This is a genomic window from Plantibacter sp. CFBP 13570, assembly GCF_014841395.1.
GTDB lineage: Bacteria > Actinomycetota > Actinomycetes > Actinomycetales > Microbacteriaceae > Plantibacter > Plantibacter auratus.
Genome location: NZ_JACYTW010000001.1, coordinates 139,151 through 165,103 on the forward strand (window position 1 = coordinate 139,151; position 25,953 = coordinate 165,103).

Consider the following 25,953-nt stretch of genomic DNA (forward strand, 5'->3'; position numbering starts at 1 on the left):
CATGAGTGCTCCGACAGCCACCACCGCCGTGCAGACCGCGCCAGCGAAGCGTCCGCTGCGCGACCGCCTGCCCGTCGTCAAGCAGTTCCGCCAGTCGGTCGGGCTGCAGCGGGCGATGCTCGTCATCGGTCTCGTCGTCACGGGCGTGTTCGTGCTCATCGCGATCCTCGCGCCGCTCGTCGCGCCCTACCGGTTCAACCAGCTGCGCGGCGACGACGGTTCGTTCGGTACGCAGCAGGCGCCGAACGCGACGAACCTCCTCGGCACGACCGTCGGCGGGTACGACGTCCTGTCCCGCGTGCTCTGGGGCGCCCAGACCGCGCTCTTCGTCATCGTGTCCGCGATCATCCTGTCGATCTTCATCGGCGTCCTGCTCGGGCTCGTCGCCGGGTACTTCGGTGGCTGGCTCGACCGCGTGCTCGTGGTCGTATGCGACGCGGTCTACGCCTTCCCGTCGCTGCTGCTCGCGATCGTCATGTCGATCGTCATCAGCCGCGGCCAGTCGAGCCTCTGGGGTGGCATCCTCGCCGCCGCGATCTCGATCACCGTGGTCTTCATCCCGCAGTACTTCCGGGTGATCCGCTCCGAGGTCGTGCGCATCAAGAGCGAGGCGTTCGTCGAGTCGGCGAAGGTCATCGGTGCGTCGAGCTCCCGCATCATGTTCCGTCACGTGCTGCGGAACGCGACGCGGACCCTGCCGCTCATCATCACCCTCAACGCCTCCGAGGCCATCCTCACGCTCGCGGGGCTCGGCTTCCTCGGGTTCGGCATCGAGCCGACCGCGGCCGCCGAGTGGGGCTACGACCTCAACCGGTCCGTCTCCGACGTCACGAGCGGCATCTGGTGGACCGCGCTGTTCCCCGGCCTCGCGATCGTGCTCGTCGTGCTCGGCATCACGCTCGTCGGTGAGAGCCTCAACGACCTGTCCGACCCGCGTCTGCGCAGCCGTCGTCGGGTCGGCGCGTCGAGTGGATCGGTCGCCGCGACGTCGAGCATCACGACCACCGGTGGCACGCCCGACAGCCCCGGTGGCGCCGGGATGATGGACGCCGAGTCGCTGGGAGCCGTGAGCGACGCCGCGGCGGACAGCGATCTGGAGAACCGACGAGAGGACGAGCGCTCATGAGCCAGTCGACGCCGACCACCGGTCCACGCGACCTCGGCACCAAGGACATCGTCAGCATCCGCGACCTCGGGGTCTCGTTCTCGACCGACGCCGGCGCGGTGAAGGCGATCAACGACATCTCGCTGTCGGTCGCACCGCGCGAGATCGTCGCGATCGTCGGCGAGTCCGGTTCGGGCAAGACGGTCACCGCGAAGACGATCCTGGGTCTCCTCCCCGAGACGGCGACCGCGTCGGGTGCGGTCGTGCTGCGCTCCCGCGACGGCTCGACGGAGCAGGACGTCGTCACGGCGTCGGCGGAGCAGCTGCGGTCCATCCGCGGTAGCGACGCGGCGATGGTGTTCCAGGAACCGTCGACCGCGCTCAACCCCGTCTACAAGGTGGGCTGGCAGATCGCCGAAGGTCTCCGCGCGCACGGGTCGTACACGAAGGCCGAGGCGCGGGCCAAGGCCATCGACATCCTGCGTCGCGTCGGCATCCCGGAGCCGGAGGAGCGGGTCGACTACTTCCCGCACCAGTTCTCCGGCGGACAGAAGCAGCGCATCGTCATCGCGATGGCGCTCGTGCTCGACCCCGGACTGATCGTGGCCGACGAGCCGACGACCGCGCTCGACGTCACGGTGCAGGCGGAGATCCTCGACCTCCTGCGTCGGTGCCGCGACGAGTTCGGGACGGCCATCGTCCTCATCACCCACAACATGGGCGTCGTCGCCGACCTCGCCGACCGCGTCGTGGTCATGTACCAGGGCGACATCGTCGAGGAGGCTCCCGTCCAGGAGCTGTTCTCCTCACCGAAGGCCGAGTACACGAAGAAGCTCCTGTCGTCTGTGCCGCACGTCGGCCGCGGCAAGAGCTCCGCGCCGGCCGAGGTCGAGCGCGGGAAGCAGCTGCAGCTCGGTGAGCCGGTGGTGGTCGCGAAGGGGCTCGAGATCGAGTACCCCGGCCGCTTCGGTCGTGCCGGGTTCCGGGCGGTCAAGGGCATCGACTTCACGATCCACGCGGGCGAGGTCCTCGGCCTGGTGGGGGAGTCGGGGTCCGGCAAGACCACGATCGGCCGCGCGATCGCCGGGCTCACCAAGGTGACCGGCGGCTCGCTGTCGGTGCTCGGTGTGGAGATGAACCGGGTGAAGGAGCGCGAGTTCGCCCCGAAGCGCCGTGAGATCGGGTTCGTGTTCCAGGACCCGGCGACGAGCTTCAACCCGCTGCTCACGATCGCGGAGTGCGTGGCGGAGCCGCTCATCGTGCACGGGCGCTTCGGCGACGCACGCGCGGCCCGGCGCCGGGTGGACGAGCTCCTCGAAGCGGTCCAGCTGCCGAAGGCGTTCGGCGACCGGTTCCCGCACGAGCTCTCCGGAGGGCAGCGGCAGCGCGCTTCGCTCGCGCGGGCGTTGGCGCTCGAACCGGCACTGCTGGTCGCCGACGAACCGACCTCGGCACTCGACGTGTCGGTGCAGGCTCGCGTGCTGGAGCTCTTCGCCGAGCTGCAGCGTGAGTTCGGGTTCGCGTCGCTGTTCATCAGCCACGACCTCGCGGTGGTGGACATCCTCGCCGACCGCATCGTCGTGCTGTATCGCGGCGACATCGTCGAGGAGGGGCCTGGCTCAGCGGTGCTCGGTGCGCCGAGCGACGTCTACACGCGTCGTCTCCTCGCGTCGCTCCCCGTGCCAGACCCGGCCGAGCAGGCCGTCCGTCGCGAGGAGCTCAAGCGCCTCCGCGCCTGACCTTCACCCCCCGGTCACTGAGCCTGTCGAAGGGCCCGGTCCCTGAGCCTCACCCCCCGGTCCCTGAGCCTCACCCCCCCCCGGTCACTGAGCTTGTCGAAGTGCGCCCTTCGACAAGCCCAGGGACCGGGATGGAGTTCAGGGACCGCGTCGGTTCGGGCCCCGACCTCAGCCGAGCTTGACGGCGGTGCCGTAGGCGACGACCTCCTGGTAGTTCTGGCCGACCTCGGCCGCGTCGAACCGCATCGCGAGCACCGCGTCGGCTCCGAGGGCGGTGGCGGCCTCGATGAGTCGCTGCTTCGCCTCCTCGCGGCTCTCAGCGAGCTGCTTGGTGAGCCCGGAGAGCTCACCGCCCAGCAGTGCCTTGAAGTTGGCGCCGAGTTGCACGCCCGCGTTGCGTGCACGGACCGTGAGTCCGGTCACCTCGCCCAGCACCTCGGTGACCTGGCGGCCGGGGACATCGTTCATCGTCGAGATCAGCATGCTCGCAGTCTGGCACCGCTGCGCCCGCCCCCGTAGGGGGGATGTCCCGGTCTCCCGGGCCTCACCGCGGTCACCGACCTTTCCCCGGTCACCGACCTTTCCCGGTCACTGAGCTTGTCGAAGTGCAAGCACGGTGGCGCCTGACCCTTCGACAGGCTCAGGGGCCCTTGATATCGTGCGCCGAGGATGTCGAGGCGGCTGACACGAGGGCAATCTAATATATCTGTATGTCGAACCCTGAATCGCCGATCACCACGCACGGCCCGCGGCCGCTCCAGATCCGCCAGGGTCTCACGGCCGGATCGATCGTCGCCGCGTTCCTGACGATCACCATCGGCGTCCGAGCGGGCTTCGGCGTCGCCGAGTATCTCGGCTCGGCGCTCTGTTTCGCCGAGCTGCTTCTCGCGGCGTACCTGGTCATGACGCGGGTGAACCTGGCCCGCGGCCGGAGGCGCTGAACGCCCGAGTGCTGCCCGCACGAGACCCGTATGGAACGAGTGATTCCGTCCGGGTCTCGTTTCTCCAGCGAGAGGTCGCGTCGGGCGAGGTCGGCGGGTGACGGCAGACTGGGGTGGTGCACATCGTCCTCCAGCAGCTCGACGGCGCCCGCGTGCGCGTCGTGCACCTCGAGGACCACCCCACTCCGTCCGGTGAACCAGCTCCGGTCTCCGAGACCACCATCGCGCGCGCCGACCTCGCGGCCTTCGTCCGGCGTCTCGAAGCCGAGCCGAACCCGCCGCGCTGGGTCTGGGACGACACCACGCTCTGGTACCCGGCGCTCCTCGCCGCGGGTGTCCGGGTGGCCCGCTGCGTCGACCTCCGGCTCTCCCACAACCTCCTCCGCAACGCCGCCTTCACCGCCGACTCCGCCCTCGCGACGGCTCCGGCCGGCCCGTGGGACGAGGTCCTCGACCCGCGCGTCGCCCAGCGTGCGGAGGCCGTCGGGACCCTCTTCGACCTCGACCTCCCAGGCGGCGAACGCGATCCCGTCGCCGAGTTCACGCTCCAGCGTGATGCCGTCGACGGCGCGACACCGCAGGGACGCTCGCAGCTCGGACTCCTCCTCGCCGCCGAGTCCGCCGGTGCCCTCATCGCCACGGAGATGACCTTCGCCGGTCTCCCGTGGGACGCCGAGGCCCACGACCGCATCCTCGCCGACGCCCTCGGCCCCAAGGTGCCGCCCGGTGTCCGTCCGGCGAAGCTGGCCGCGGTCCTCGAGGAGGTCAAGGCCGCCCTCGGGGTGCAGGACCTCAGCCCCGAGTCGCCTGGCGAACTCCTCAAGGCCCTGCAGCGTGCCGGCATCAACGCGACGTCCACCCGGCAGTGGGAGCTGCAGGAGATCGAGCACCCCGTCATCGAGCCACTGCTCCGGTACAAGAAGTTGTCGCGTCTCCTCACCGCGAACGGTTGGACGTGGGTCGAGACCTGGGTGAAGGACGGACGCTTCCGTCCCACCTACGTTCCCGGCGGGGTCGTCACCGGCCGCTGGGCGTCCGACGGTGGCGGTGCCCTCCAGCTGCCGCACCAGGTCCGCGGTGCCGTCCTCGCGGACGAGGGGTGGCGCTTCGTCGTCGCCGACGCCGCCCAGCTCGAGCCACGCATCCTCACCGCGATGTCCGGCGACCGCGCGATGGCCGATGCCGGACGCGGCGTCGACCTCTACCAGGGCATGGTCGACGTCGGCGCGGTCGACACCAGACCACACGCGAAGATCGCGATGCTCGGTGCCATGTACGGCGCGACGACGGGGGAGAGCGGGCGCCTCCTGCCCCGGCTCACGCGGGCGTTCCCTCGGGCGATCGAGTTCGTCGAGACGGCCGCCAGGGCCGGTGAACGCGGCGAGCGGGTCAGCACCCGACTCGGTCGGACCTCTCCGCTCCCCGGTGCCGACTGGCGGGAGATCCAGTCGGCCGCCTCGATGGAGGGGGCGAACGCCGCCGCGACCCAACGCGCCCGCATGGAGGCGCGCAGCTGGGGTCGCTTCACGCGCAACTTCGTCGTGCAGGGCACTGCCGCCGAATGGGCGCTGTGCTGGATGGCCGGCCTCCGGACGCGGTTGCAGGCGCTCGCCGCAGAGACGGTCGGTCCGGCGGCCGCGCTCACCGAGTCGGCCCACCTCGTCTTCTTCCTCCACGACGAGATCGTCGTCCACTGCCCCGAGCACCAGACCGAGAGGGTCGTGGCCCTCGTTCGTGAGGCGGCTGCGGAGGCCGGTCGCCTGATCTTCGGCACCGCGCCGGTCGAGTTCCCGGTCACCACCGCCGTCGTCACCTCCTACGCCGACGCCAAGTAGCCCGCGAACTGTCAGTAGATGCGGGTGTGCGCGGCTCGCACTGTTCCGAAGTGACAGTTCGCGAGCTGGGACGGGCTCAGCCGCCGGTGATCGCCCGGACCGCGTCGCCGATGATGAGGTACCACCCGTAGACGGCGAGGGCGAGACCGATGAGCCACCACCATCCCGTCCGCCGGGACAGACGTCTGCCCTGCCCGGCCACCCCTCGGGGCGGACGGATCAGCGGGAACGAACCCGGCATCGTCGCCGCGTCGACCGGTTCCAGTCGGCGATCCCGCCAACGCTCCCACTGCGTGATGCGCTCGGTCAGGATGTCGACGACCGACATCAGCCACGTCCACACCTCGGGGTCGAGGGTCGAGAGGTCCTTCGGCGAGTAGAGGAAGAGGTGGTCGTCGACGATCTCGACATCGAGCTCGGCCACCGTGTCGATGAACCTCGCCATGATGTCGGGCGTGAAGAGGTACAGGGCGTCGGTCTCGTACCCGCGCGGGCAATACAGCTCGAAGTGGCGGTCGAAGTCGCCTTCGAGTGAGAGTCGCTGATCCTTGGCGTAGGTGACGGGCAGACGGGGGTGCAGGAGCGAGTTGTTGCCGACGGCGTCCAAGACGATGTGGGGGAGCGCCACCGGCAGCCGGAGTGCCACATACCCCCAGCGGTGCTCCTTGCGATTCCGCCCCGAACCGACGATCGTGCGCAGGTTCCCGACGGACAACGGCGACCTGCCGCCCCGCCACAGCAGGTCCCTGACCACGCTCGTCCCACCCATCGTGAAGATGAGCCCGGGCAGCGCCACCGGTATGGCGAACGGTCGGTAGCTCAGGCCGTTCGCCCGCGCGAACCGGTCCAGCCGGTACTGGCGGACGCCATTGCGTCGTCGGACCGTGCGCACCAGCAGGACGAGCATGCCGACGGGCAGTGCGAGGTAGGGCAGGAGGATCAGGGCCGACCAGTCCCATGGCTCGTCCGGCATCGAGCCGTCTTCGAGCACGAACCACCAGGCGGAGAGGAAGAGGACCGGCAGCACCGCCAGCACGACGGCGGGCCAGATCGCGGCCATGAGTGGTGGACGGACCTCGCCCGGGAGGCCCGCGCGGTACTCGCGGAGTGCGCGTCGGTCGATCCGTTCCGTGAGTGGTCGCGTGTCCAGCGTCGAGGTTCGAGTCGTCGGAGCGGTCATCGCACGTGCGGTGTTCCGTGGGGTACGGGCGCGGGCGTCCGGCCAGGGCGGTTCGCGGCGACCGTGAGCGCCCGGCCGGCCGCGTGCACGAGGGCCTCGAGCGGTCCGCGACGCTTGGTGAGGGCGATGATCCAGCCGAGGAGGAGCGCGCCGGCGACGTGGATGAGCCAGAGCTGCGGGCTCGAGATGAGCCACGCCGTGTCGGCATACGTCCCCACGATCGCGGCGATCAAGGCGCCCACCGACGCCATGAAGACGTGCGCCGAGTAGACGGTGAGCGGCGCGGCCCCGGCCCCGGTCGCCGGCAGGAGTGCGAGCGACCAGCCGCGGTTCAGGACCGTACCGAGCGCCAGGCACGGGCCGATGACGACCGCCGCGATCCCGATCGTGAAGACGAGGTCGAGCGTGGTGCCCGAGTGCGGGGCGCGGGCGACGAGCCACCAGAAGGACTCCGTGGGGCTCGTGCCGTACATCCCTTCGGCGAGGGCGTCCTCGACGGCGGTGATCGTCGTCGGATCGGGCTCGAGGCCGCCGGTCCAGGCGCGTGCGATGCCCTGGACGCCGCCGACGGGACCGAGGAGCAGGGCGGCGAGGCGATCTGCGGCGATGGCGACGACGAGTCCGATCGCCGCAAGCCGGAGTGCGAAACGCCGCAGGGTCCCGTTCGCCCGAGCATCCACGAGCAGCCGACCGACCGCCATCCCGACGAGGACGTAGACGATCCAGGTGAGCGCCGGGTACACCCCGGTGAGGAGCAGCCCGCGGGCGAACCCGCCACTCGAGACGTCGAACCAGGATGCACTGCCGATCTCGGGGGAGTCCACGCCACTGAGCGGCACACGGAGCGCCTGCGAGCAGATCGGCCAGACCACCGCCCAGACGGCTGCGGCGATCAGCAACGTGCGCGGACGCCACGTGACGGCCGGGATCGCGAGCCAGAAGGTCACGCCGTAGTACGCGATGATCACGTAGATGCCACCGGGCAGGACGCCGAGGGTGAGGCCGAGGACGAGCAGGGCGAAGCCGCGTCCGAAGAGGTTGAGGCGCGCCGAGGCAGGGGAGCCGGCGGCGAGGTCGCGGCGGCTCGTGAGCACGATCCCGATCCCGGCCAGCACGGCGAACAGGGCCGCGGCCTTGCCTGACAACACTTCCGTGATCGGCGTGTGTCCACCGGTCGCGATGTCGAACGCCCAGACGTGCGTGGCCATCATGCCGATGAGCGCGAGGAACCGCGCGAGGTCGAGACCGATCAGTCGGTCGGCGCGCTGTCGGCTGGCTGGGCTGCTCATCGGGTCCAGCATCCCACGCGTGGCGGCTCTGCGACAGGCCCGCGGTGGCGGTACGGGCTCCCGTCCGGTACGCTGTGAAGGTTGCCCGGGTGCGTCCGCTCTGTTCTCACCCGATCGCAACGATGCTTACACCCTCCTGCCACAGAAAGTCTGTGGCCGTTCGAGTCCGAAGGAGGTGGGTTAGTGACGCATCAGTACGAACTCATGGTCATCCTCGACCCCGAGATTGACGAGCGCACGGTTGCACCGAGCCTCGACAAGTTCCTCAACGTCATCCGCAACGATGGTGGAACCATCGACAAGGTCGACATCTGGGGCCGTCGTCGTCTCGCTTACGAGATCAACAAGAAGACCGAAGGCATCTACGCCGTCGTGGACTTCACTGCATCGAGCGCTGCCACGCAGGAGCTCGACCGCCAGCTGAAGCTCTCCGAGGCCGTCATGCGCACCAAGGTGCTGCGTGCCGAAGAGGCCATCGCTCAGGTCGCCACCGAGACGAAGCGCAGCGAAGAGAAGGCCGCCCGCAAGGCTGCCGCCAAGCCCGCTGCTGCTGTCGCCGCGGCTCCCAAGGCAGACGCGGCTCCGGCCGCGGCTGAGACCAAGGAAGCCTAGGGCTCATGGCCGGCGAGACCGTCATCACCGTGGTGGGCAACCTGACCAGCGATCCGGAACTGCGTTTCACGCAGAACGGCCTGGCTGTCGCCAACTTCACCATCGCTTCCACGCCGCGCAACTTCGATCGCGCGACGAACGAATGGAAGGACGGCGAAGCGCTGTTCCTGCGCGCGAGCGTCTGGCGTGAATTCGCCGAGCACGTGGCCGGATCGCTCACCAAGGGAAGCCGTGTCATCGCGACCGGGCGTCTCAAGCAGCGTTCCTACGAGACGAAGGAAGGCGAGAAGCGGACTTCGATGGAACTCGAAGTCGACGAGATCGGCCCTTCGCTCCGGTACGCGACCGCGACCATCAGCCGTGCACCCTCGGGTGGCGGCGGCGGTGGTCAGCAGCGCGGCGGCGGAGCTCCGCAGGTGCAGCAGAACGAGCCCTGGGCTCAGAGCGCACCCGCAGCTTCCGGCGGCAACGGCGGTGCAGATGCCTGGAACACTCCGGGCAGCTACAGCGACGAGACCCCCTTCTAAACAGATTCGATCGGTCCGGTTCTGCCGGCTAGCCGATCACTCCATTCACACGCAAAGGAACAACCATGGCTGGAAAGTCGAGCGGCGATCGCCGCAAGCCTGCCCGCGGTGCTAAGGGCGGCAAGAACGTCGCTCCCGCGAAGGCGATCCGCGTTGGTGTCATCGATTACAAGGATGTCGCCACGCTTCGCAAGTTCATCTCCGAGCGGGGAAAGATCCGCGCTCGTCGTATCACCGGTGTCAACGTCCAGGAGCAGCGACTCATCGCACGTGCGGTCAAGAACGCACGCGAGATGGCGCTCCTGCCCTACGCCGGCTCTGGCCGCTAGGAGGCGCCGCACATGTCGAAAGTGATTCTGACGCACGAGGTCTCCGGCCTCGGCTCCGCTGGTGACGTCGTCGACGTCAAGAACGGCTACGCTCGTAACTTCCTCGTGCCCCAGGGTTTCGCGACCCCGTGGACCCGCGGTGGCGAGAAGCAGGTCGAGCAGATCAAGTCGGCCCGCGCTGCGCGCGAGCACGCCACGATCGAAGAGGCCCAGGACCTGAAGGCTCGCCTCCAGGCCACCAAGGTCAAGCTCACGGTCAAGACGGGTGGCGAAGGCCGTCTGTTCGGTTCCGTGAAGCCTGCCGACATCGCGAAGGCCGTGGCGGAAGCCGGGCTGGGCGAGGTCGACAAGCGCAAGATCGAGATCCACACCCCGATCAAGTACGTCGGCGAGCACGAGGCCACCATCAGCCTCCGCGACGAGATCGTCGCCACGATCACCCTTCAGGTGGTCGCGGCCAAGTAGTACCCGCCGTGCGATGTCGGGCCTTCGGGTCCGGCGCCACATGCACGTCGTGATGAGCGCGATGGCGGTGGACCGAGAGGTCTACCGCCATCGCGTTTTTCTGTGCCCAGAACGGGGGCGAGGCGTCGCTCCGACACCTGTGTGCTACACCTGTTTCGCCCTCTGCGTCAAGCAAGTTGTACACAGGCGACCCCCGTTCTCCCCAACGTTCGACACAGGATCGAAAGAACTTTCCACACACAGCCTGTGGAATCAGAATCACCTGGTCAGAGGCGTATTGCGTGGCAGAAAAACTTCTCTCTCCACAGGGTTTCCCACAGCTTGTGCACACGACACGCGGCGTTTCCCCCGATCTCTCCACAGAGTTATCCACAGGCAGAGTTGGTTGTGGAGACGAGTGGCCCTATCGTGAGTCATCGGCGTCTCGGAACAGCCGGACGAGCAGGCTGAGCAGCCCTCGTCCGTAGCCCTCGAGCGCCCCGCAGGGCCCGTGCGTGTCGCATGCTCCTGCTACACCTGAGTCGTCACCACCCGCACCACCCGAGTCCACATCGAGAAGGGATGTCCACTTGTCGATCGCTCACCTCAACCGCTCCGAAGGCGGCGGATCGTACGACGAGCCGCGCGGCAACGAGCGGGTCCCTCCGCACGACCTCCTCGCGGAGCAGAGTGCACTCGGCGGCATGCTGCTGTCGAAGGACGCGGTCGCCGACGTGGTCGAGACGCTCCGTGGCGTGGACTTCTACATCCCGAAGCATGAGGTCATCTACGACGCCCTGCTGACGCTGTACTCGCACGGTGAGCCCACCGACGTCATCACCGTCACCGACGAGCTCGTCAAGACGGGCGAGCTGTCCCGCGCCGGTGGAGCTGACTACCTCCACACGCTGACGAGCCTCGTGCCGACCGCGGCGAACGCCGGCTACTACGCCCGCATCGTCGCGGAGCGCGCGCTGCTGCGTCGTCTCGTCGAGGCTGGCACCCGCATCGTGCAGATGGGCTATGCGGCCGAGGGTGAGGCCGTGGAGCTCGTCAACTCCGCCCAGGCCGAGATCTACGCCGTCTCCGGTAACCAGGAGGTCGAGGACTACGTCCCGCTGACCGACGCGGTGAGTGCCGCGATCGACGAGATCGAGGCCGCCAAGCACACCGATGGTTCCATGACCGGCGTGCCGACGGGCTTCCGCGAGCTCGACGAACTGACGAACGGTCTGCACCCGGGTCAGCTCATCATCGTCGCCGCCCGACCCGCTATCGGTAAATCCACGCTCGCGCTCGACTTCGCCCGTGCAGCCTCGGTTCACTACAACCAGCCGTCGATCTTCTTCTCGCTCGAGATGGGGCGCAGCGAGATCGCGATGCGTCTCATGAGCGCGGAGGCGTCCGTGCCGCTGCAGCTCATGCGTAAGGGCACGGTGGACTCGCAGGACTGGACGAAGATCGCGCAGGTGCGTGGCCGCATCAACGACGCACCGCTCTACATCGACGACAGCCCGAACATGACGCTCGTCGAGATCCGCGCGAAGTGCCGTCGGCTCAAGCAGCGCGTGGGGCTGAAGATGGTCGTCATCGACTACCTGCAGCTGCTGACGTCCGGTAAGCGTGTCGAGAGCCGTCAGCAGGAGGTCTCGGAGTTCTCCCGTGCGCTGAAGCTCATGGCGAAGGAGCTCCAGGTCCCCGTCATCGCGCTGTCACAGCTGAACCGTGGTGCTGAGCAGCGTGCCGACAAGATGCCGGCGCTGTCCGACCTCCGTGAGTCGGGCTCGATCGAGCAGGATGCCGACATGGTGGTGCTCCTGCACCGCGAGTCCGCCTACGAGAAGGACAGCCCGCGAGCCGGCGAGGCCGACCTCATCATCGCCAAGCACCGTAACGGTCCGACGCGCACGATCACCGTCGGCTTCCACGGGCACTTCTCGCGCTTCGCCGACATGGCGCCGGGGATGTAGTGTGAACGCTCAACGCAAAGTGTCGCTTCGCAACCTAAAGCGTCGCTTTCTGTTCGGAGCGACACTTTAGGCTGCGAGAACGCTCCGGTGGCGGCTTGGTGGCGGTGAGACCCTCCGAGGTGCAGTGCAGCCATCTGAGCGTTGCTGAAGGGTGGCTACTGGCTGCTGCGGGCCGTCTCCGATGCGTTCGAGGTGAACCGGTGAGTCCCAGATCCTACTTCTGTCGAGATTTCTCCGAACACGATGTCCGCCCGGACGCCGGGGGGTACTTCGACGGTGAGGGAGACCGCTCCGGTGTCGTCACGAGCCCAGGCCGACGACGCACGGCCGAACGGGGTGTCGATCGTGACCGCGGCGGAGGTCAGGCCCCCGCCGATGATGGGGGCGATGCGGAGGCGGGCGTATCCAGGAGCTGCGGGCGCGAGGCCGGCTATGCGCTCCTGCAGGAATGCGGCGACGGCACCGAATGCGTAGTGGTTGTGTGATGCTTCGGGTTCGCCCTCCTTGTAGCCGGCCCAGGTCTCCCAGGTGGTCGTTGCTCCGCGTTCGACGGCCTGCAGCCAGGATGGGGCGCTGGTCTGGAGCAGGATGCTCAGAGCGACGTCGGGGTGGCCGGTGTTGACGAGTGTGTCGAGGAGCATCGGTGTGCTCAGGAATCCGGTGGCCAGGTGGTTCCCTGCCTGCTGGACGAGTCCGACGAGGCGGGTAGCCGCTCGGTCGCGGTGCTGTGGTTCCAGGAGGTCGAACGCGAGGGCGCGGACGTAGTCGTCCTGCCGGTCGTCACCGATGCGCCCTCCGCCGTCGGCCACGAAGGCGGCCCGCCAGGCGGAGCTGGCGTTCTCGGCCAGGGTGGCGTAGCGATGGGAATCCGCGTCTTCGCCCAGGACGTCGGCGATCCGGGACAGGAGTCGTGCGGAGTGGGCGAGGTAGGCCGTTGCGACGCTGGTGCGTCGTCCGAGGAAGTTCCCGGGCATCTCCGACGCGAGAGATTCTCCGGGTCGGAGCCACTCTCCCCAGTGATAGCCGGTGTCGACGACGTACCGCTCGAGTTGTCCGACGCCGCGCCGCAACCTGCGCCTGATGCCTCGTTTGCGCGCGGCGCGCGTCGCCAGCTGGTCCACCCACGCCTTCGAGCTGGCGTACTGGTCGCGAAGTGCCGCGGTGTCGCCGTAGTACTGGTACAGCGTCCACGGGAGCATGACAGCGACATCGCCCCATCCTGCCGAGGTGCGGGTGAAGCCCAAGGGGTTGCGGCTGATCCCTGGTGCTGCCTCCGAGGGGATGAACGGAGGGATCGTTCCGTCTGAGTGCTGCTCTGCCGCGAGGTTGCGGAGGTAGCGGCGAAGGTAGGCGCCGGCGTCGACGAGTTGCACGGCGGTGGTCCCGAACACTTGGATGTCTCCCGTCCAGCCGCTGCGTTCTCGGGTCGGGCAGTCGGTCGGGGTGTCGGTGAAGTTCGAGCGCAGTGACCACACGACGTTTTTCCACAGCTGGTTCAGCCGGTCATCCGAACTGTGGAACTCGCTGACCGCAGGGAGTGGCGTCGAGAGGACGATGGCCTCGACGTCGTCCGCGGAGATCGGGTCGGCGGGCCCCTCGATGCTCAGGTAGCGGAAGCCTTTGATCGTGGCGCCGGGGGTGTAGACGACGGGTTCGGCTGCCAGGATCGCCTCATCGCGCTGGAACCAATCCTTCTTGGACGGGCCGCCCCCGAGGTAGCCGGTCGCGATCTCCCCGCTCGAGGCCAGCACCTCGCTGTACAGCAGCCGCACCGTGGCGCCCTCGGGGCCTGACAGGCGGACGCGTGCGACGCCGGAGAGGTTCTGGCCGAAGTCGATCAGCTGCTTGCCCGATGGGGTCCGTGACACTGTCCCGGGGCGTTGGTCGATCTGCTCGACCCGTGCGACGGATTCCGCGATCATCCGGCGCCGCTCAGGGACGACCACCGCTGAGACGGAGCCTTCCGCGGGACCCTGCAGCCACGGCAATTCCGGGAGGCGAAGGTCGACCCGCTCACCGTCCTTCGGGTCCGCGACCCGCACCCGCCCGTGGCTGGCAGTCCAACCTGCGTCACTCGTCGCCTGGACCGTAGTGCCGTCGGCGAGTTCCAGTTCCAGCTGCAGGAGCGCGGCGAGTTGGTCGCCGTAGCGGTTGGGGAGGGAGAAGGCGCCGAGGCGTCCGCGGAATCGTCCTTCGGAGACGATGATGCCGATGGTGTTGGTGCCGGCCCGCAGCGCGTGGACGGTGTCGTACACCTGGTACTCCGTGTACTCGTGGAACGGTGTCCACCGCGGCACCAGGGCGGTACCGGTGATGTCGTGCTCGTTGATGAAGAGCCGGTACCAACCAAGCGCGCTCGCGTACGCACGCGCTCGGACGACGTCCCCTGGAAGCTCGATCGTCGTCGAGAGGTAGATGCTGCGGGGGTCGTTCTTTTTGGTGAGCGGGTGGCTGATCCAGTCGGCCTGCCAGTCGCTCGGACTCAGAAGCCCGGTCTCGAACGACGCGGCAGCCCACTCACTGACGGCGCCTTCGGCTCCGTGCACCCGCACCCGCCAGTGGTACTCGGTGCGGGACCGGAGCGCGACGCCGGCATAGAAGACGCCGTAGGGGGTCGTGCTCCTCACCCGGCCGCTCGTCCAGAGGACGTCGTGAAGGGCGAACGACGAGTCGGTGGAGACTTCGATCTCGTATCCAAGCTGTGAAGGTGCGTCGTTCGGGAGCTTCCAGGCGAATTCCGGGGTGGCTGAGTCGATGCCGAACGGCGCGGGGCGTCGATCGACGGTGAGCGAGTGCGGGGTCATGGTGGAGTCCTCTTGACAGGGTTAGTGGAAGGCGATCGGCGCGGAGCGTTCTGCTGGTTCAGTCGCACCGGCCTCTGACTCGAACTCGTCGTGTCGGTCGCGGGTGCGGAACACGATCCAGGCCCAGCCGACTCCGATGGCGGAGCCGACGGTCAGGATGCCGAACAGGAGTGACGGCCCGCCGATGAGGAGGGTCGGGGTGACGCTCGCGAGGGCGGCTGCCGTGAAGCGCTGGATGGCGATGATGCTGCCCTGCGCCGTCGTGCGCAGGAGCGTGGGGAACTGTTCCTGTGCCCACACTCGTTGGATGCCTTCGAATGCGAAGGCCGAACCGACGCCCATGAGCAGCAGGCTGACGAGGTAGACGGGGACGCTTGCGCCGAAGAGTGCGACGACCAGCGGAGAGAGCACGAATGCGATGCCTCCCGCCTGGAAGTAGCGGAACCGGACGGGCTTGTCGGCGATCTTCATGAACCAGAGGTACCCGATGATGCTCACCGGTAGCAGCGGAAGGGTGACCAGTGATGCCTGGCTGATCGAGACGTCCCCGAAGTTCACGAGGATGTAGGTGCCGTAACTGCCGATCGTGCTCGCGATGAGGTTGGTCAGCGAGGCGAACATGATCAGAGCGAGGAAGACCGTGCCGTAAGGGCCACGGAACAGGATGCGAATGCCGGCGCGCTCCGCGCGGACCGTCTTCACGCCGGCCCGTCGTTCGGCCCGGGCTGCGAGCCACGTTGCCGACTCGGGGATCGTCAGCCGTCCGAGGAGGATCAGGGCGCCGACCACGGCGATGTGCCCGAACAGGATCATCGGTGCCACTGCGCCCAGATCGCCGACGAGGGTGCTGATGACGATGTTCGCGATGATGCCTGCCATCCACAGGAGGTTGGTGAACCCGATGAGGCGGCCCCGGTTGTGCTCGGTCGCCGCCTCGGAGATGGTCGACAGTGAGACCGGTAGGTCGGCACCGCTTGCGAATCCGAGCATGATCGCCCCGATGAGGATGACGGGGAACGAGGATGCGAACACCAGCACGACAGCGCCGATGATGAGCGCGATCATCGTCGCGGTGAACACTGGACGACGACCGAAGCGATCGCCGAGCCGGCCGCCGACGAGCGCGCCGATGGCCATGGAAGCGGTGAGTGCTCCGCCGGCCATGCCGATCTGGATCTCGTTCAGCCCGAGGATCTGCTGGAAGACGACGATCGCGGTGGCGAAGCCGGTGATGGCGGCAGCGTCGACGTACGAGGCCATGCCGGAAACAACGGCGACCCACCACGGGCGGGGGGCTGGTTTTGATGTGAGTGACACGGGACTTCTCCTTTGAAGTGCACGAGCGCGGGAATCGTCGGGGGACGAAATGAAACGAATCAACGCGCCAACAGTGCCACCAAGTATGTTCCTGAGTCAAATAGTTTTACAGGATTCTCTCGCGGAGCGCTCTATGCTGGGGAGCCCGAGTCGTAGAAAGAGTCCCGTCCGATGCCGAGAAGCAAGAACACGCTCCCGCTGGACGCCCTCGCGGCCGAGGACGTTGCTCCACTCGTTGGAGGCGATGCGCCGAGCTTCCAATCGGCGTTCCAGGCCATCGTTGCGTGGGGGACGTCGCGGTCGTACCGCGAGCAAGTCATGCGCGACAGCGGGTTCCCATTTCCGAAGGATCTGCCAGCGTTCCTGGTGATCAACCAGCTCATCTATCGCGGATTGGCGACGCCCACCGCACTTGCCGACGCGGTCGACACGACGCGGTCGAACATGAGCCGGGTCATCGCTCGTCTGGAGAGCGCTGGCCTGGTGTTCCGCGCGCACGACCCGCGAGACGCGCGCGGTGCTGTCATCGGGCTGACTGCCTCGGGCCGAGCGCTCGGCTCCCGCGTGTTGGACGCCATGCAGGATGTCAGTGTGCTGACCGGGTGGAGCGCAGAGGAGATCGAGACGCTCGAGCGGTTGACGATCAAGCTCGCGAGCACGCTTGATGCGTTTCCGAATCATCCGCTCACGGTTACCGCGGGCGTTCCGTTTGCCTCTGTGCAGCGATGGCCGGCTGTGGTTGAACAGGGCCGCTGACATCGCTCCCGTTGGCGAGGGCACAGCCGGAGGCTGATGAATGCCACGAGTGAGGCACGATCCGGACCCAAATGCCCCATGAGCAGATCCGTTCCCGGGATTCACCGTGGAGATCCCTTCGGCTCTCCGATCGCGCCAACACGAGCGCTGTCACGCGTCCGTGCAGGGGCAAGTATTCGGTTTCTACGGCGCCGATAACGCAGCCGGTGTCGTCGAGCTGGTCGGTGCTTGCCGGGAGCACAAGGCAGCGGGAGAGTTCGAGGACGCCCGCCCCTAGTTCGACGAAAGTTTGGGGCTGATGGCATCGAGCCGACGTGCTTTACGGACGAGAGGCAGCGCCACCAGATGACCCCAAGTCGGCCTCAAGCCCCGGAATCACGCAGGCGTGTTCGGGGCGACACTTTGCGCTGGAAACGGCGGCGACACTTTACGTTGGAAACCCGCTCGTTCACTGGCCCCGCGGCGACACTTTACGTCCGCGTTCACATGTAGTGTGAACGCACGTCGTAAAGTGTCGCTTTGCAGTCTAAATTGTCGCTTTCTGTTCGGAGCGACGTTTTAGATTGCAAAACGTCCTCGCGGCGATGTCTTGTGGCAGTCGCGGCTGCATCCGAGCGGCTTGAGTGGTCCAGCCGCCGAAGCTAGCAAGTGAGCGCCCCGGCGGCGAGGCCGGTGCCTCGGATTGCCGGAGTGTGTGGGTGGCGTTCAGGCCGCGGTGTCAGTAGGTCTCGTTGGTCCAGAAGACATACTGGCGGCCGCCGGTGAATCCGTAGTCGACACCGATCAAAACTGCAATCGCGACCCGGGAGCCGCCCAGCGCTGCCCGGAATCGCTGACCCGCTGACGGGTCGTCTCGATGGCGAGACCAGAACTGTTTTCACGCCGTCTTGCGAGCCAGCGCGCCTCCGGCGCCCTTCCATAGGGCGACCAGGTCTTCGTCGGGGAAGCGCAGCCATTGAAGCTGCAGGCCGTCGAGAATAGCCAGTACCGCGAGCGCGAAGGTCCGTGGTTGCGGGTGCCATGAAGAGGACAAGTCCGCGAGGAGATCGAGTGCAGTTCGAGTGCGCTCAGCAAAGTAGTGATGTGCCGGGTGCTGCGGATCGAGCGCCTCGGCGCCGAGGATCGTGTAGAGCCGCAGGAGCTCAGGTTGCCCCGCATTTCGTATCACCAGGTTGTCGAGCACTTTCCACGCGCTGTCCTCATCGAAGGTCCGGGGGTCTCGTCCCTCGACGGGTGTGGTGATCGCGAAGGCGTCGAGGTCGTCCCGATGGAGGAGGACGGCGATCAGTAGCTCCTCGCGCGACGAGAAGTGATGCTCGATACCTGCTCGAGTCATCCCGCAGTCCTCGGCCAGCTTGGAAAGAGTGAACGTGTTGTATCCGCCCTCTGCGATCTGACGGGTTGCCGCGTCGATGATCAGCGCTCGTCGCTCACTGGGCGCAAGGCGCGTTCTCCGCTGCTGCTCGGTCATGGACTCAAGCGTCGCATATCCGTCCTTGTGAAATTTGTTGCGGCTCCCTACAATTCTCTTACCTGCATCGGTGCAGGTAAGGGATGAAAGGTTTTGTGATGTCGACGAAGACGACGGAGTTCTCGCGCAGTCTCGAACGCGTCAAGAGCGGTGCCGAGCTTGCTACCGAAGTGGACGCGCTGCTCGCGTTGCTGACGGACGAGGAGAAGCTGTGGCTGCTTGACGGGGATGATGAGTTCTGGCCCGGCATGGGCGAGATGAGCGCTGGTTACAACATGCGGCCGATCATCATGGGACGCGTGGATCGACTCGGGATCCCTGGGTTGCGGTTCAGCGACGGGCCGCGGGGCGTCGTCATGGGCAACTCCACAGCATTCCCGGTCGCGATGGCGCGCGGCGCCACCTGGGATGTCGACCTGGAGGAACGCATCGGAACGGCGATCGGCGCCGAGATGCGGGCACAGGGAGCGAACTTCTTCGGAGGCGTCTGCATCAACCTCCCTCGGCACCCTGCCTGGGGGCGGGCCCAGGAGACGTACGGCGAGGACAGTCTGCTGCTCGGGGAGTTCGGGGTGGCGCTGACCCGCGGTGTCCGTCGGCACGCCATGGCTGTTGCGAAGCACTACGCGCTGAACTCGATGGAGAACGCCCGGTTCACGATCGACGTCACGGCCGATGATGCCACCTTGCACGAGGTGTATCTGCCGCACTTCCGCCGCGTCGTCGAGGCAGGTGTCGACGGCATCATGACCGCATACAACAGCGTTAACGGCGAGTGGGCAGGCGAGAACGAACGACTCATGGAGGGCATTCTCCGCGAAGAGTGGGGATTCGCCGGCGTCACCGTCTCCGACTTCATCTTCGGCCTGCGCGACGCGGCCAAGTCCCTCCGAGCCGGTCTCGACGTTGAAGAGCCGTTCCGACAGCAGCGGGCCGGGCAACTGCCTGCCGACCTCGAAGCGGGTCGAGTGGTGTGGTCCGACGTCGATCGGGCGGCACGTCGGATCCTCGCGACGCAGCTCGCATTCTTCGCTCGGCCGCTCGATGCGGAGCCAGGCCTCGAGGTCGTCTTTTCGCCCGAGCACCGTGCACTGTCGCGGGAGGCCGCCGCGACGGCGATCGTGCTCCTCAAGAACGACGACGTCAACGGTGCACCGCTCCTCCCGCTGAACCGTGAGGGGCTGGATCGGGTTGCGGTCATCGGGCGTCTCGCCGACCTGCCGAACACGGGCGACGGCGGTTCCTCGAATGTCCGCTCACCCGAGGTCATCACGCCGTTGCGCGGTCTGCAGGCCGCGCTGCCGGACGCTACGGTGACGTTCGCCGGCGAAGACGACCCACAAGCAGCCGCTATCGCGGCAGCAGGAGCCGATGTGGCGATCGTTGTCGTTGGATACACCGCGGCCGACGAAGGTGAATACATGGGCGATCTCACATCACAGCCCGAGCTGTTGAACCTGTTTCCACCAGCTCCCGAGGGCGTGGACCTCGCCGCACTCATGGCCGGCGCCGGCGACTCGCAGCACACCATGGGAACAGCGCTCGGCGGTGACCGGCGCTCCCTCCGCGTCCGCCCAGTCGATGCCGAGATCATCCGAGCGACCGCGGCCGCGAATCCGCGGACCGTCGTCGTCATCGTCACCGCCGGTGCGGTGATCACGGAAGAATGGCGCGACGCTGTCCCCGCCGTGCTCGTCGGCTGGTACAGCGGCAGCGAAGGCGGCACGGCACTGGCGGACGTCATCCTCGGCGAACGCGATGCAACCGGACGACTCCCGTATTCGATTCCCACCAGTGAAGACCACCTCCCCCCGTTCGACATCGACGCCGCCGCCATCACCTACGACCGTTGGCACGGTCAGCGACTGCTCGACCGGGACGGCCACCAGGCCGCCTTCCCTCTCGGCTTCGGTATGTCGTACACCTCGTTCGACATCGAGACGATTGAGCTCGGCGACGTCGACGGCGAGGAATTCTCCGCCTTCGTCACCGTCCGGAACACCGGTAAACGTCCCGGACGACACGTGGTGCAGCTCTACGCTGCGGTCGAGGCTCCGGACTTTCCAAAGCGGGTCCTCGTCGGATTCGCTCCGCTGACGCTTGAGGCAGGAAAGGCCCGGACGGTCCGCCTCGCGGGTTCCACCCGTCCACTTCAGCGATGGACAGACGCCGGGTTCGCGCCTGCCGCAGACAGTGTTCGCATCGAGGCAGCAGCGTACTCGGGCGACCACGACGCCGTATCGGCAGGGCTGCATCTAGCGCGCTCCTGACGAGTATCGCCACCGCGGCGCACGGCTTCCGTCCTGGCTGGCCGGCGCCGCGGCTAGCAGGACGAGTTTCGGTCGCTGCGCCACCCTGGCCGAGAAAGCGAGATCCGACTGGGCAAGCAACCTGGTGACCAATGGGGCATCTCAGTGCCCGCCGTCAGGCGGAGCCGCCGTGTACGACGTTGAGCACAAGTCGATCCGCGAGGGAGTCGACGGGAACAGAACCGGACAGCTGGCTCACGATGTTGTCGACCATTGCGTGCAAAGCGGTCGTCGTGTCGACCGCGATGGTGGTCAGCCGGGGCGACATGAGGGCACCGATCCGAGTCGCGTCCACTCCAAGCAGAGCGACATCCTCCGGAACGCGACGTCCGAGTTCTCGTGCTGCGGCGAGGAGCGCGATAGCCACGTCGTCGTTGTAGCAGGCGATGGCCACTCCGGTAGGAAGGTCGCGCAAGACGGACACTGCGTCCACCAGGTCGACAGACAGCCGAATCGATTTCGGCGCTGCAATCGCGTGCTCGCGGCAGGAATCGGCGAGTCCTCGTTCCCGCATGTCGCCGTACACGTCGATGCGGGCGTCGTGCAGGTGCGCGTAGACGAGCGCCTGGTGCCCCTTCGATACCAGATACTCGCCTTGCATTTGACCGATGCGATAGTTCACATCCTCTCCCGCGGCCAGATCGATCAGGGTAACCCCGCTGCCTTCTATGAACTTCCGCTCCGCAGCCGTGGCAGCGACGAAGGGCGCGATCACTGCGCGCGGTCGAACGGTCGTGACGAAGTGCTCGAGCAGTTCCACGGGAGAACTCGCGAAACGCAGAACGAGCGTCAGGCCGACTTGAGCGAGCTCTGCGGTGAGCACGTCGATGACGTCTTGCAGATTGGTGCCGAACGTGGTGTTGGGCACGAGAGCGACCACGACGTCGCTCGTTCCGGTGGCAAGCGTCCGAGCGGCCGCTGACGGGCGGTAGTTCATGGCCGCAGCTATCTCTTCCACTCGTCGGATGGTCTCCGGAGCGAACCGTCCTCGCCCGTTCAGGATCTGACTGACTGCCGGCCGAGATACCCCCGCAGCGCGTGCAACGTCATCGCTCGTGACTGCCATCCCGCGTTCCCCCTTGTGTCTGTCCGACCAGTGTAGTTGACGCGCGTAATCAGATGATGTTAGATGAGGCGATAACGCGCGTAAGCGTTTCCCTCACAGAGCCGTGGAGATCCTCAATGTCGACCAACAGCGTTCAACCCGAAACCGGCCCTCATCAAGCCGCTGTACCCGGTTCAGCAGTTACACCGGATGCCCTTCTCGAGCCATCGACGGGTCCCCAGCACATGAGCCGATGGCTCTGGGTCATCTATCCGCTGGCGATGATCAGTGTCAACGTCGTCTGGGGTGGCGTGCTTCAGGTGATGCTCGGCAGACAGGTCGCCGAGCTGCTCGGAGAGACGACCGGGGCAGCCGGCATGCTGGGCCTCGTGATCAGTGCTGGTGCGATCTCGAGCTTGGTGGCGCAGCCACTGCTCGGACTCCTCTCAGACAAGACGAGCAGCCGTTTCCTTGGCCGGCGCAACATCTGGATCTTGGGATCCGCGGTCGCCGCGGCCCTCGCCCTGCTCGTCACCGCCAGCAGCCCGAGCCCGCTCGTCCTCGCCATCACGTGGGCGATCGCGATGTGGCCTCTGAGCGGTTTGCAGGCGGCCCTGACCGCCGTTCTCCCCGAACGCGTCCCGATCCGGAACCGGGGGACCATGTCCGGATTGGTCGGAGCGTCGTCGATCCTTGGTGCATTCGGAGGGATCACGATCGCCGGCCTGACGACGAACCTCTTCGTAGGGTACGTGGGCATCGCTGCGGTTGTGCTCGTCCTTGGGACGATCTTCGCGTTGACGACGAAGGACTACGTGCCGGTCCGTGCCGCGGTTCACGCCTCCAAGGCCGAGCGTCGGGCGGCGGCTCGCTTCCCCAGTTTCCGGAGTGCCCCGGACTTCTGGTGGACGTTCGCCGGCCGGTTCCTGATCATCTTCGGCTACAACTTCATGTCCGGCATGCAGCTGTACATCCTCGCTGACTACATCGGTGTGGGTACGGTCACGGAAGCCGCCGCCGTCCTCGTCGCTGTGCAGGGAGTGAGCACGCTCGGACTCCTCGTCTTCTCGATCATCGGCGGGTGGCTGTCGGACAGATTCGGACGAATCCGTGTGTTCGTGGGCCTGTCGAGTCTCCTCTTCGCCCCGGGCGCCCTCGTCTACCTCCTGGTGCCCACGCTCACCGGCGCCTTCATCGCCAGCGGCATCTTCGGCATCGCCTTCGGCGTCTACCTCGCCGTCGACCAATCGCTGATCACCCGAGTCCTCCCGAATATGGACAACGCCGCACGGGATCTTGGCGTGATGAACGTCGCCAATGCCGGACCGCAGGTGATCGCCCCCGTTCTGGCCGGCGCCGTCGTCGCGGCGACCGGGCTCTACCAGCCGCTCTTCATCGTGACCATCATCGCCGTCATCCTCGGTGCCATCAGCGTCCGATTCATCAAGGGCGTTCGGTGACCACCGATCCCGCATCCGACCACCTATCGCACATCGCCAGAAAGGCACTCGCATGATCCGCACACCCTTCAACAGAGACTGGACCGTCGGTCACAAGGGTTCGCCCTTCGACGCCTTCAGCGGCGGATCAGCCAAGACGGCCGTCACGCTCCCGCACGACGGCCTCCGAGACCTGCCGCGGTCCGCAGACAGCCCTAGTGGCAGTCACACCGGTTACTACCCGAGCGCGCACCTCGAGTACACCAAGACCATCGATGTGCCGGCGGAATGGCGTGATCAGAGCATCGTCCTCGACATCGAAGGCGCCTACCGTGATGCTGTCGTGTACGTCAACGGCGACTTCGCCGCTCAGCGCCCGAACGGGTACGTCGGGTTCTCCGTTGCGCTGGACCCGTTTCTCAGGTTCGGTGAGGCGAACACCATCAGCGTCGAGGTCCGTACCCACGAAGACAGCCGGTGGTACGCCGGCGCCGGTCTCTATCGCAACGTGTGGCTCGTCACCGCCGAGCCGGTGCACATCCCGCTCGACGGTGTGCGCATCACCACCCCCGTCATCGAGCCCGACCTGGCATCCGTGATCACCACCGTCGAGGTCGCCAACGAGACCCGTCACACGCGCACCGTCCGGGTCGAAACAGAGATCCGCGACGATGCCGATGTGGTGCTCAGCCTGCAGACCGCGCCGATCACCCTGCTCCCCGGGACGACTGGACGAGTGCACCTCCGTCACTACCTCTCCGAGCCAGCACTCTGGAATGTCGACGACCCGCGACTGCACACCGCGCACACTCGGGTGCGAGAGGGCGACACCCTGCTCGATGAGGACGAATCCGTCTTCGGTGTACGATCCGTCACCGTCGATCCGGTGCATGGTCTGCGGATCAACGGGCGCTCGGTGAAGCTTCGGGGTGGCTGCATCCACCACGACAACGGCCCGCTCGGCAGTGCAGCCCACCCGCGCGCGGAGGAGCGTCGCGTGCAACTGCTCAAGGCGGCGGGCTACAACGCCGTCCGTAGTTCCCACAACAACATCAGCCGTGCCTTTCTCGACGCCTGTGACCGCCACGGGCTCCTTGTCTGGGACGAAGTGTCCGACGTATGGACGAAGAGCAAGACCGCTTTCGACTACTCGCTCGACTTCCCGGAGTGGTGGGAACGAGACGTCGAGTCGATGGTCGCCAAGGACTTCAATCACCCAAGCGTCATCATGTACTCGACCGGCAACGAGATCTTCGAGACCGGCAGCGCTATCGGATCTACTTGGGGGCGGGCGCTTGCAGAGAAAGTGCGCTCGCTCGACGACTCGCGACTCATCACCAATGCCATCAACGGGATGGTCGCCACCATGGACGTCTTCGCCGCACAGATGGCCTCGGGCGACACCCCGATGAACATCAACGCGCTCATGGGGTCGATGGAAGACATGATGAACACGCTCGGCTCCACGGCGTTGGTCTCCGATCGAATCGAAGAATCCCAGTCGCAGCTCGACGTCAGTGGGATCAACTACGCCGAAGCCCGCTACGCGATCGACGCCGAGCATCACCCGAACCGCATCCTCGTAGGATCCGAGACCTTCCCGCGCGCGCTCGACCGGATCTGGCCGCTGGTCGAGCAGCACCCGACGGTGATCGGTGACTTCGCCTGGACCGCTTGGGACTACATCGGGGAAGCGAGCATCGGTCGACCGGTCTACCCGGACGACGCTGATGTGCCGACAGGCACGAGCTCCCCCTATCCCTGGATGCTCGCCCAATCCGGCACGATCGACATCCTCGGGAATCGTCGCCCCGTCTCGTTCTGGCAAGAGACGATCTGGGGACTGCGAGACGAACCATACATCGCTGTCCAGCGCCCCGAACATCATGGACGCGAAGTCTTCGTGGGCGGCTGGTCCTGGGATGACGCCATCAGCAGCTGGAGCTGGGCCGTCCCGCCAGGATCACCGATCAAGGTCGACGTCTACAGCGATGCCGACGAAGTCGAACTCCGCCTCAACGGCACAATCATCGGTCGTGCTCAGGTCGGCGTCCACAAGGCGTGCATCGCGAAATTCGACACCGAATACCACCCGGGTGAGCTCACGGCGATCGCCATACGAGACGGGATCGAGATCGGCAGCAGCACGCTCCGCACTCGCAGCGACATCATCCAGTTGGCCCTCACGCCAGATCGCACCGAACTGACAGCTGATGGCGGAGATCTCGCGTATCTCAGCGTCGAACTCTCCGACGAGACGGGGACGATCGCGACTGACGTCGCCACCGCCGTCTCGGTGGAGATCGAGGGCCCCGGAATCCTCGCCGGCTTCGGCAGCGCCCAGCCGGACAGCATCGAAGAGTTCGCGGCGGCGACAAGGACCACCTACGACGGACGGGCACTGGCCATCATCCGTCCAACCGGCCCCGGGACGATCACCGTGCGCGCTGCAGCGGCGGGCCTTCCGCCGCAGTACGTGAATCTCACGGCCCGGTGAGCACGACGGGTGGTCAGTGCACCCATGAAGCACTGACCACCCCGGCGCCCGGCTAGCGACGACCGTCGGACTTGATGCGGCCTGCGGTGGCCATCCGTATGGGCTGTCTGGTTGGGATCGAGGGGATCACCGGGCGCTCTTCACCGCGACGCCAGATGCCCTCGAATAGGGTGCTCATTCTGAGCGGCTGTCCCGCTGCTGGCCTGAGCGACGACGGCGAGGTTCGCCGCGGTGAGGTGGGGAATGGGAGCGGTCACTCGAACCTAGAGCGTTCTTCGCGTGGGCGATGTGGGCCTCGCGGGACGAGCGAGCCACGTACGGACTCGGCCATCCGGCTGGTGCGG

20 protein-coding genes are annotated in these 25,953 nt (G+C 66.8%); 13 read left to right on the plus strand and 7 right to left on the minus strand.

Annotated elements, in window-relative coordinates; genetic code table 11:
* Window position 1 precedes the first annotated feature (1 nt).
* Both IFT89_RS00635 and IFT89_RS00640 read left to right on the plus strand, forming a co-directional pair.
* Entirely contained in the window at window positions 2–1,126 is a 1,125-nt protein-coding gene (locus tag IFT89_RS00635) for an ABC transporter permease (RefSeq protein ID WP_159876452.1), read from the plus strand.
* Window positions 1,123–2,844, plus strand: a complete 1,722-nt coding sequence (locus IFT89_RS00640) for a dipeptide ABC transporter ATP-binding protein (protein WP_202937925.1) — start codon at window positions 1,123–1,125, stop codon at window positions 2,842–2,844. The genes IFT89_RS00635 and IFT89_RS00640 overlap by 4 nt, the downstream gene beginning before the upstream one ends.
* A 168-nt stretch (window positions 2,845–3,012) precedes the next feature.
* Here the strand turns inward: IFT89_RS00640 and IFT89_RS00645 are convergent, their stop codons facing one another.
* A complete protein-coding gene (locus IFT89_RS00645; RefSeq protein WP_064294105.1) occupies window positions 3,013–3,327 on the minus strand; it encodes a YbjQ family protein in 315 nt (104 codons plus the stop codon).
* A gap of 227 nt (window positions 3,328–3,554) precedes the next feature.
* Here IFT89_RS00645 and IFT89_RS00650 point away from each other — a divergent pair, with 227 nt between their 5' ends.
* Entirely contained in the window at window positions 3,555–3,785 is a 231-nt protein-coding gene (locus tag IFT89_RS00650; RefSeq protein WP_202937926.1) for a hypothetical protein, read from the plus strand.
* A 116-nt stretch (window positions 3,786–3,901) separates the two neighbouring features.
* Window positions 3,902–5,620: a bifunctional 3'-5' exonuclease/DNA polymerase gene (locus IFT89_RS00655; protein ID WP_202937927.1), complete on the plus strand. Its 1,719-nt coding sequence runs from the start codon at window positions 3,902–3,904 to the stop codon at window positions 5,618–5,620.
* 76 nt (window positions 5,621–5,696) lie between these two features.
* Here IFT89_RS00655 and IFT89_RS00660 read toward each other — a convergent pair whose 3' ends face one another.
* Both IFT89_RS00660 and IFT89_RS00665 read right to left on the minus strand, forming a co-directional pair.
* Complete coding sequence (locus IFT89_RS00660; RefSeq protein WP_202937928.1) at window positions 5,697–6,800, minus strand: hypothetical protein; 1,104 nt, start codon at window positions 6,798–6,800, stop codon at window positions 5,697–5,699.
* Window positions 6,797–8,089 carry a heparan-alpha-glucosaminide N-acetyltransferase domain-containing protein gene (locus IFT89_RS00665; RefSeq protein ID WP_202937929.1) on the minus strand — a complete coding sequence of 431 codons (1,293 nt, stop codon included), beginning with the start codon at window positions 8,087–8,089 and terminating at the stop codon, window positions 6,797–6,799. Before IFT89_RS00665 ends, IFT89_RS00660 begins: the two co-directional genes overlap by 4 nt.
* A 204-nt stretch (window positions 8,090–8,293) precedes the next feature.
* On the opposite strand from IFT89_RS00665, the gene rpsF reads away from it, so the two are divergent.
* The 5 genes from rpsF (at window position 8,294) to dnaB (ending at window position 11,971) form a co-directional block, all read left to right on the plus strand.
* On the plus strand, window positions 8,294–8,701 hold the full coding sequence (gene rpsF / locus IFT89_RS00670) for a 30S ribosomal protein S6 (protein ID WP_194718777.1): 408 nt from the start codon (window positions 8,294–8,296) through the stop codon (window positions 8,699–8,701).
* Between the two features lie 5 nt (window positions 8,702–8,706).
* Window positions 8,707–9,228, plus strand: coding sequence for a single-stranded DNA-binding protein (locus IFT89_RS00675; RefSeq protein WP_064295656.1), 522 nt, complete (start codon window positions 8,707–8,709; stop codon window positions 9,226–9,228).
* A gap of 65 nt (window positions 9,229–9,293) precedes the next feature.
* Window positions 9,294–9,557, plus strand: coding sequence for a 30S ribosomal protein S18 (gene rpsR / locus IFT89_RS00680; RefSeq protein WP_056010351.1), 264 nt, complete (start codon window positions 9,294–9,296; stop codon window positions 9,555–9,557).
* Window positions 9,558–9,569: 12 nt separating this feature from the next.
* Window positions 9,570–10,022 (plus strand): 50S ribosomal protein L9, encoded by a 453-nt coding sequence (gene rplI / locus IFT89_RS00685; RefSeq protein WP_056010352.1) that lies wholly within the window; start codon window positions 9,570–9,572, stop codon window positions 10,020–10,022.
* Between the two features lie 575 nt (window positions 10,023–10,597).
* Entirely contained in the window at window positions 10,598–11,971 is a 1,374-nt protein-coding gene (dnaB, locus tag IFT89_RS00690; RefSeq protein ID WP_369808454.1) for a replicative DNA helicase, read from the plus strand.
* 155 nt (window positions 11,972–12,126) lie between these two features.
* Here the strand turns inward: dnaB and IFT89_RS00695 are convergent, their stop codons facing one another.
* Together IFT89_RS00695 and IFT89_RS00700 are read right to left on the minus strand one after the other, a co-directional pair.
* Window positions 12,127–14,775 (minus strand): alpha-L-rhamnosidase, encoded by a 2,649-nt coding sequence (locus tag IFT89_RS00695; RefSeq protein WP_137242986.1) that lies wholly within the window; start codon window positions 14,773–14,775, stop codon window positions 12,127–12,129.
* Window positions 14,776–14,796: 21 nt separating this feature from the next.
* The gene (locus IFT89_RS00700; protein WP_194718732.1) at window positions 14,797–16,155 is read right to left on the minus strand and encodes an MFS transporter; all 1,359 of its coding nucleotides are present in this window, start codon (window positions 16,153–16,155) and stop codon (window positions 14,797–14,799) included.
* A gap of 108 nt (window positions 16,156–16,263) precedes the next feature.
* Here IFT89_RS00700 and IFT89_RS00705 point away from each other — a divergent pair, with 108 nt between their 5' ends.
* A complete protein-coding gene (locus IFT89_RS00705; protein ID WP_124767772.1) occupies window positions 16,264–16,848 on the plus strand; it encodes a MarR family winged helix-turn-helix transcriptional regulator in 585 nt (194 codons plus the stop codon).
* A gap of 877 nt (window positions 16,849–17,725) precedes the next feature.
* Here the strand turns inward: IFT89_RS00705 and IFT89_RS00710 are convergent.
* Window positions 17,726–18,319 (minus strand): TetR/AcrR family transcriptional regulator, encoded by a 594-nt coding sequence (locus IFT89_RS00710; RefSeq protein ID WP_202937930.1) that lies wholly within the window; start codon window positions 18,317–18,319, stop codon window positions 17,726–17,728.
* Between the two features lie 98 nt (window positions 18,320–18,417).
* On the opposite strand from IFT89_RS00710, the gene IFT89_RS00715 reads away from it, so the two are divergent.
* Entirely contained in the window at window positions 18,418–20,589 is a 2,172-nt protein-coding gene (locus tag IFT89_RS00715; protein ID WP_244650515.1) for a glycoside hydrolase family 3 protein, read from the plus strand.
* 154 nt (window positions 20,590–20,743) lie between these two features.
* On the opposite strand, the gene IFT89_RS20465 is transcribed toward IFT89_RS00715, so the two are convergent.
* Window positions 20,744–21,694 (minus strand): LacI family DNA-binding transcriptional regulator, encoded by a 951-nt coding sequence (locus IFT89_RS20465; protein WP_202937931.1) that lies wholly within the window; start codon window positions 21,692–21,694, stop codon window positions 20,744–20,746.
* 224 nt (window positions 21,695–21,918) lie between these two features.
* Between IFT89_RS20465 and IFT89_RS00725 the strand changes: the two genes are divergently transcribed.
* Together IFT89_RS00725 and IFT89_RS00730 are read left to right on the plus strand one after the other, a co-directional pair.
* The gene (locus IFT89_RS00725; protein WP_202937932.1) at window positions 21,919–23,133 is read left to right on the plus strand and encodes an MFS transporter; all 1,215 of its coding nucleotides are present in this window, start codon (window positions 21,919–21,921) and stop codon (window positions 23,131–23,133) included.
* Window positions 23,134–23,185: 52 nt separating this feature from the next.
* Window positions 23,186–25,609, plus strand: a complete 2,424-nt coding sequence (locus IFT89_RS00730; protein ID WP_202937933.1) for a glycoside hydrolase family 2 TIM barrel-domain containing protein — start codon at window positions 23,186–23,188, stop codon at window positions 25,607–25,609.
* The last annotated feature ends 344 nt before the right edge of the window (window positions 25,610–25,953 follow it).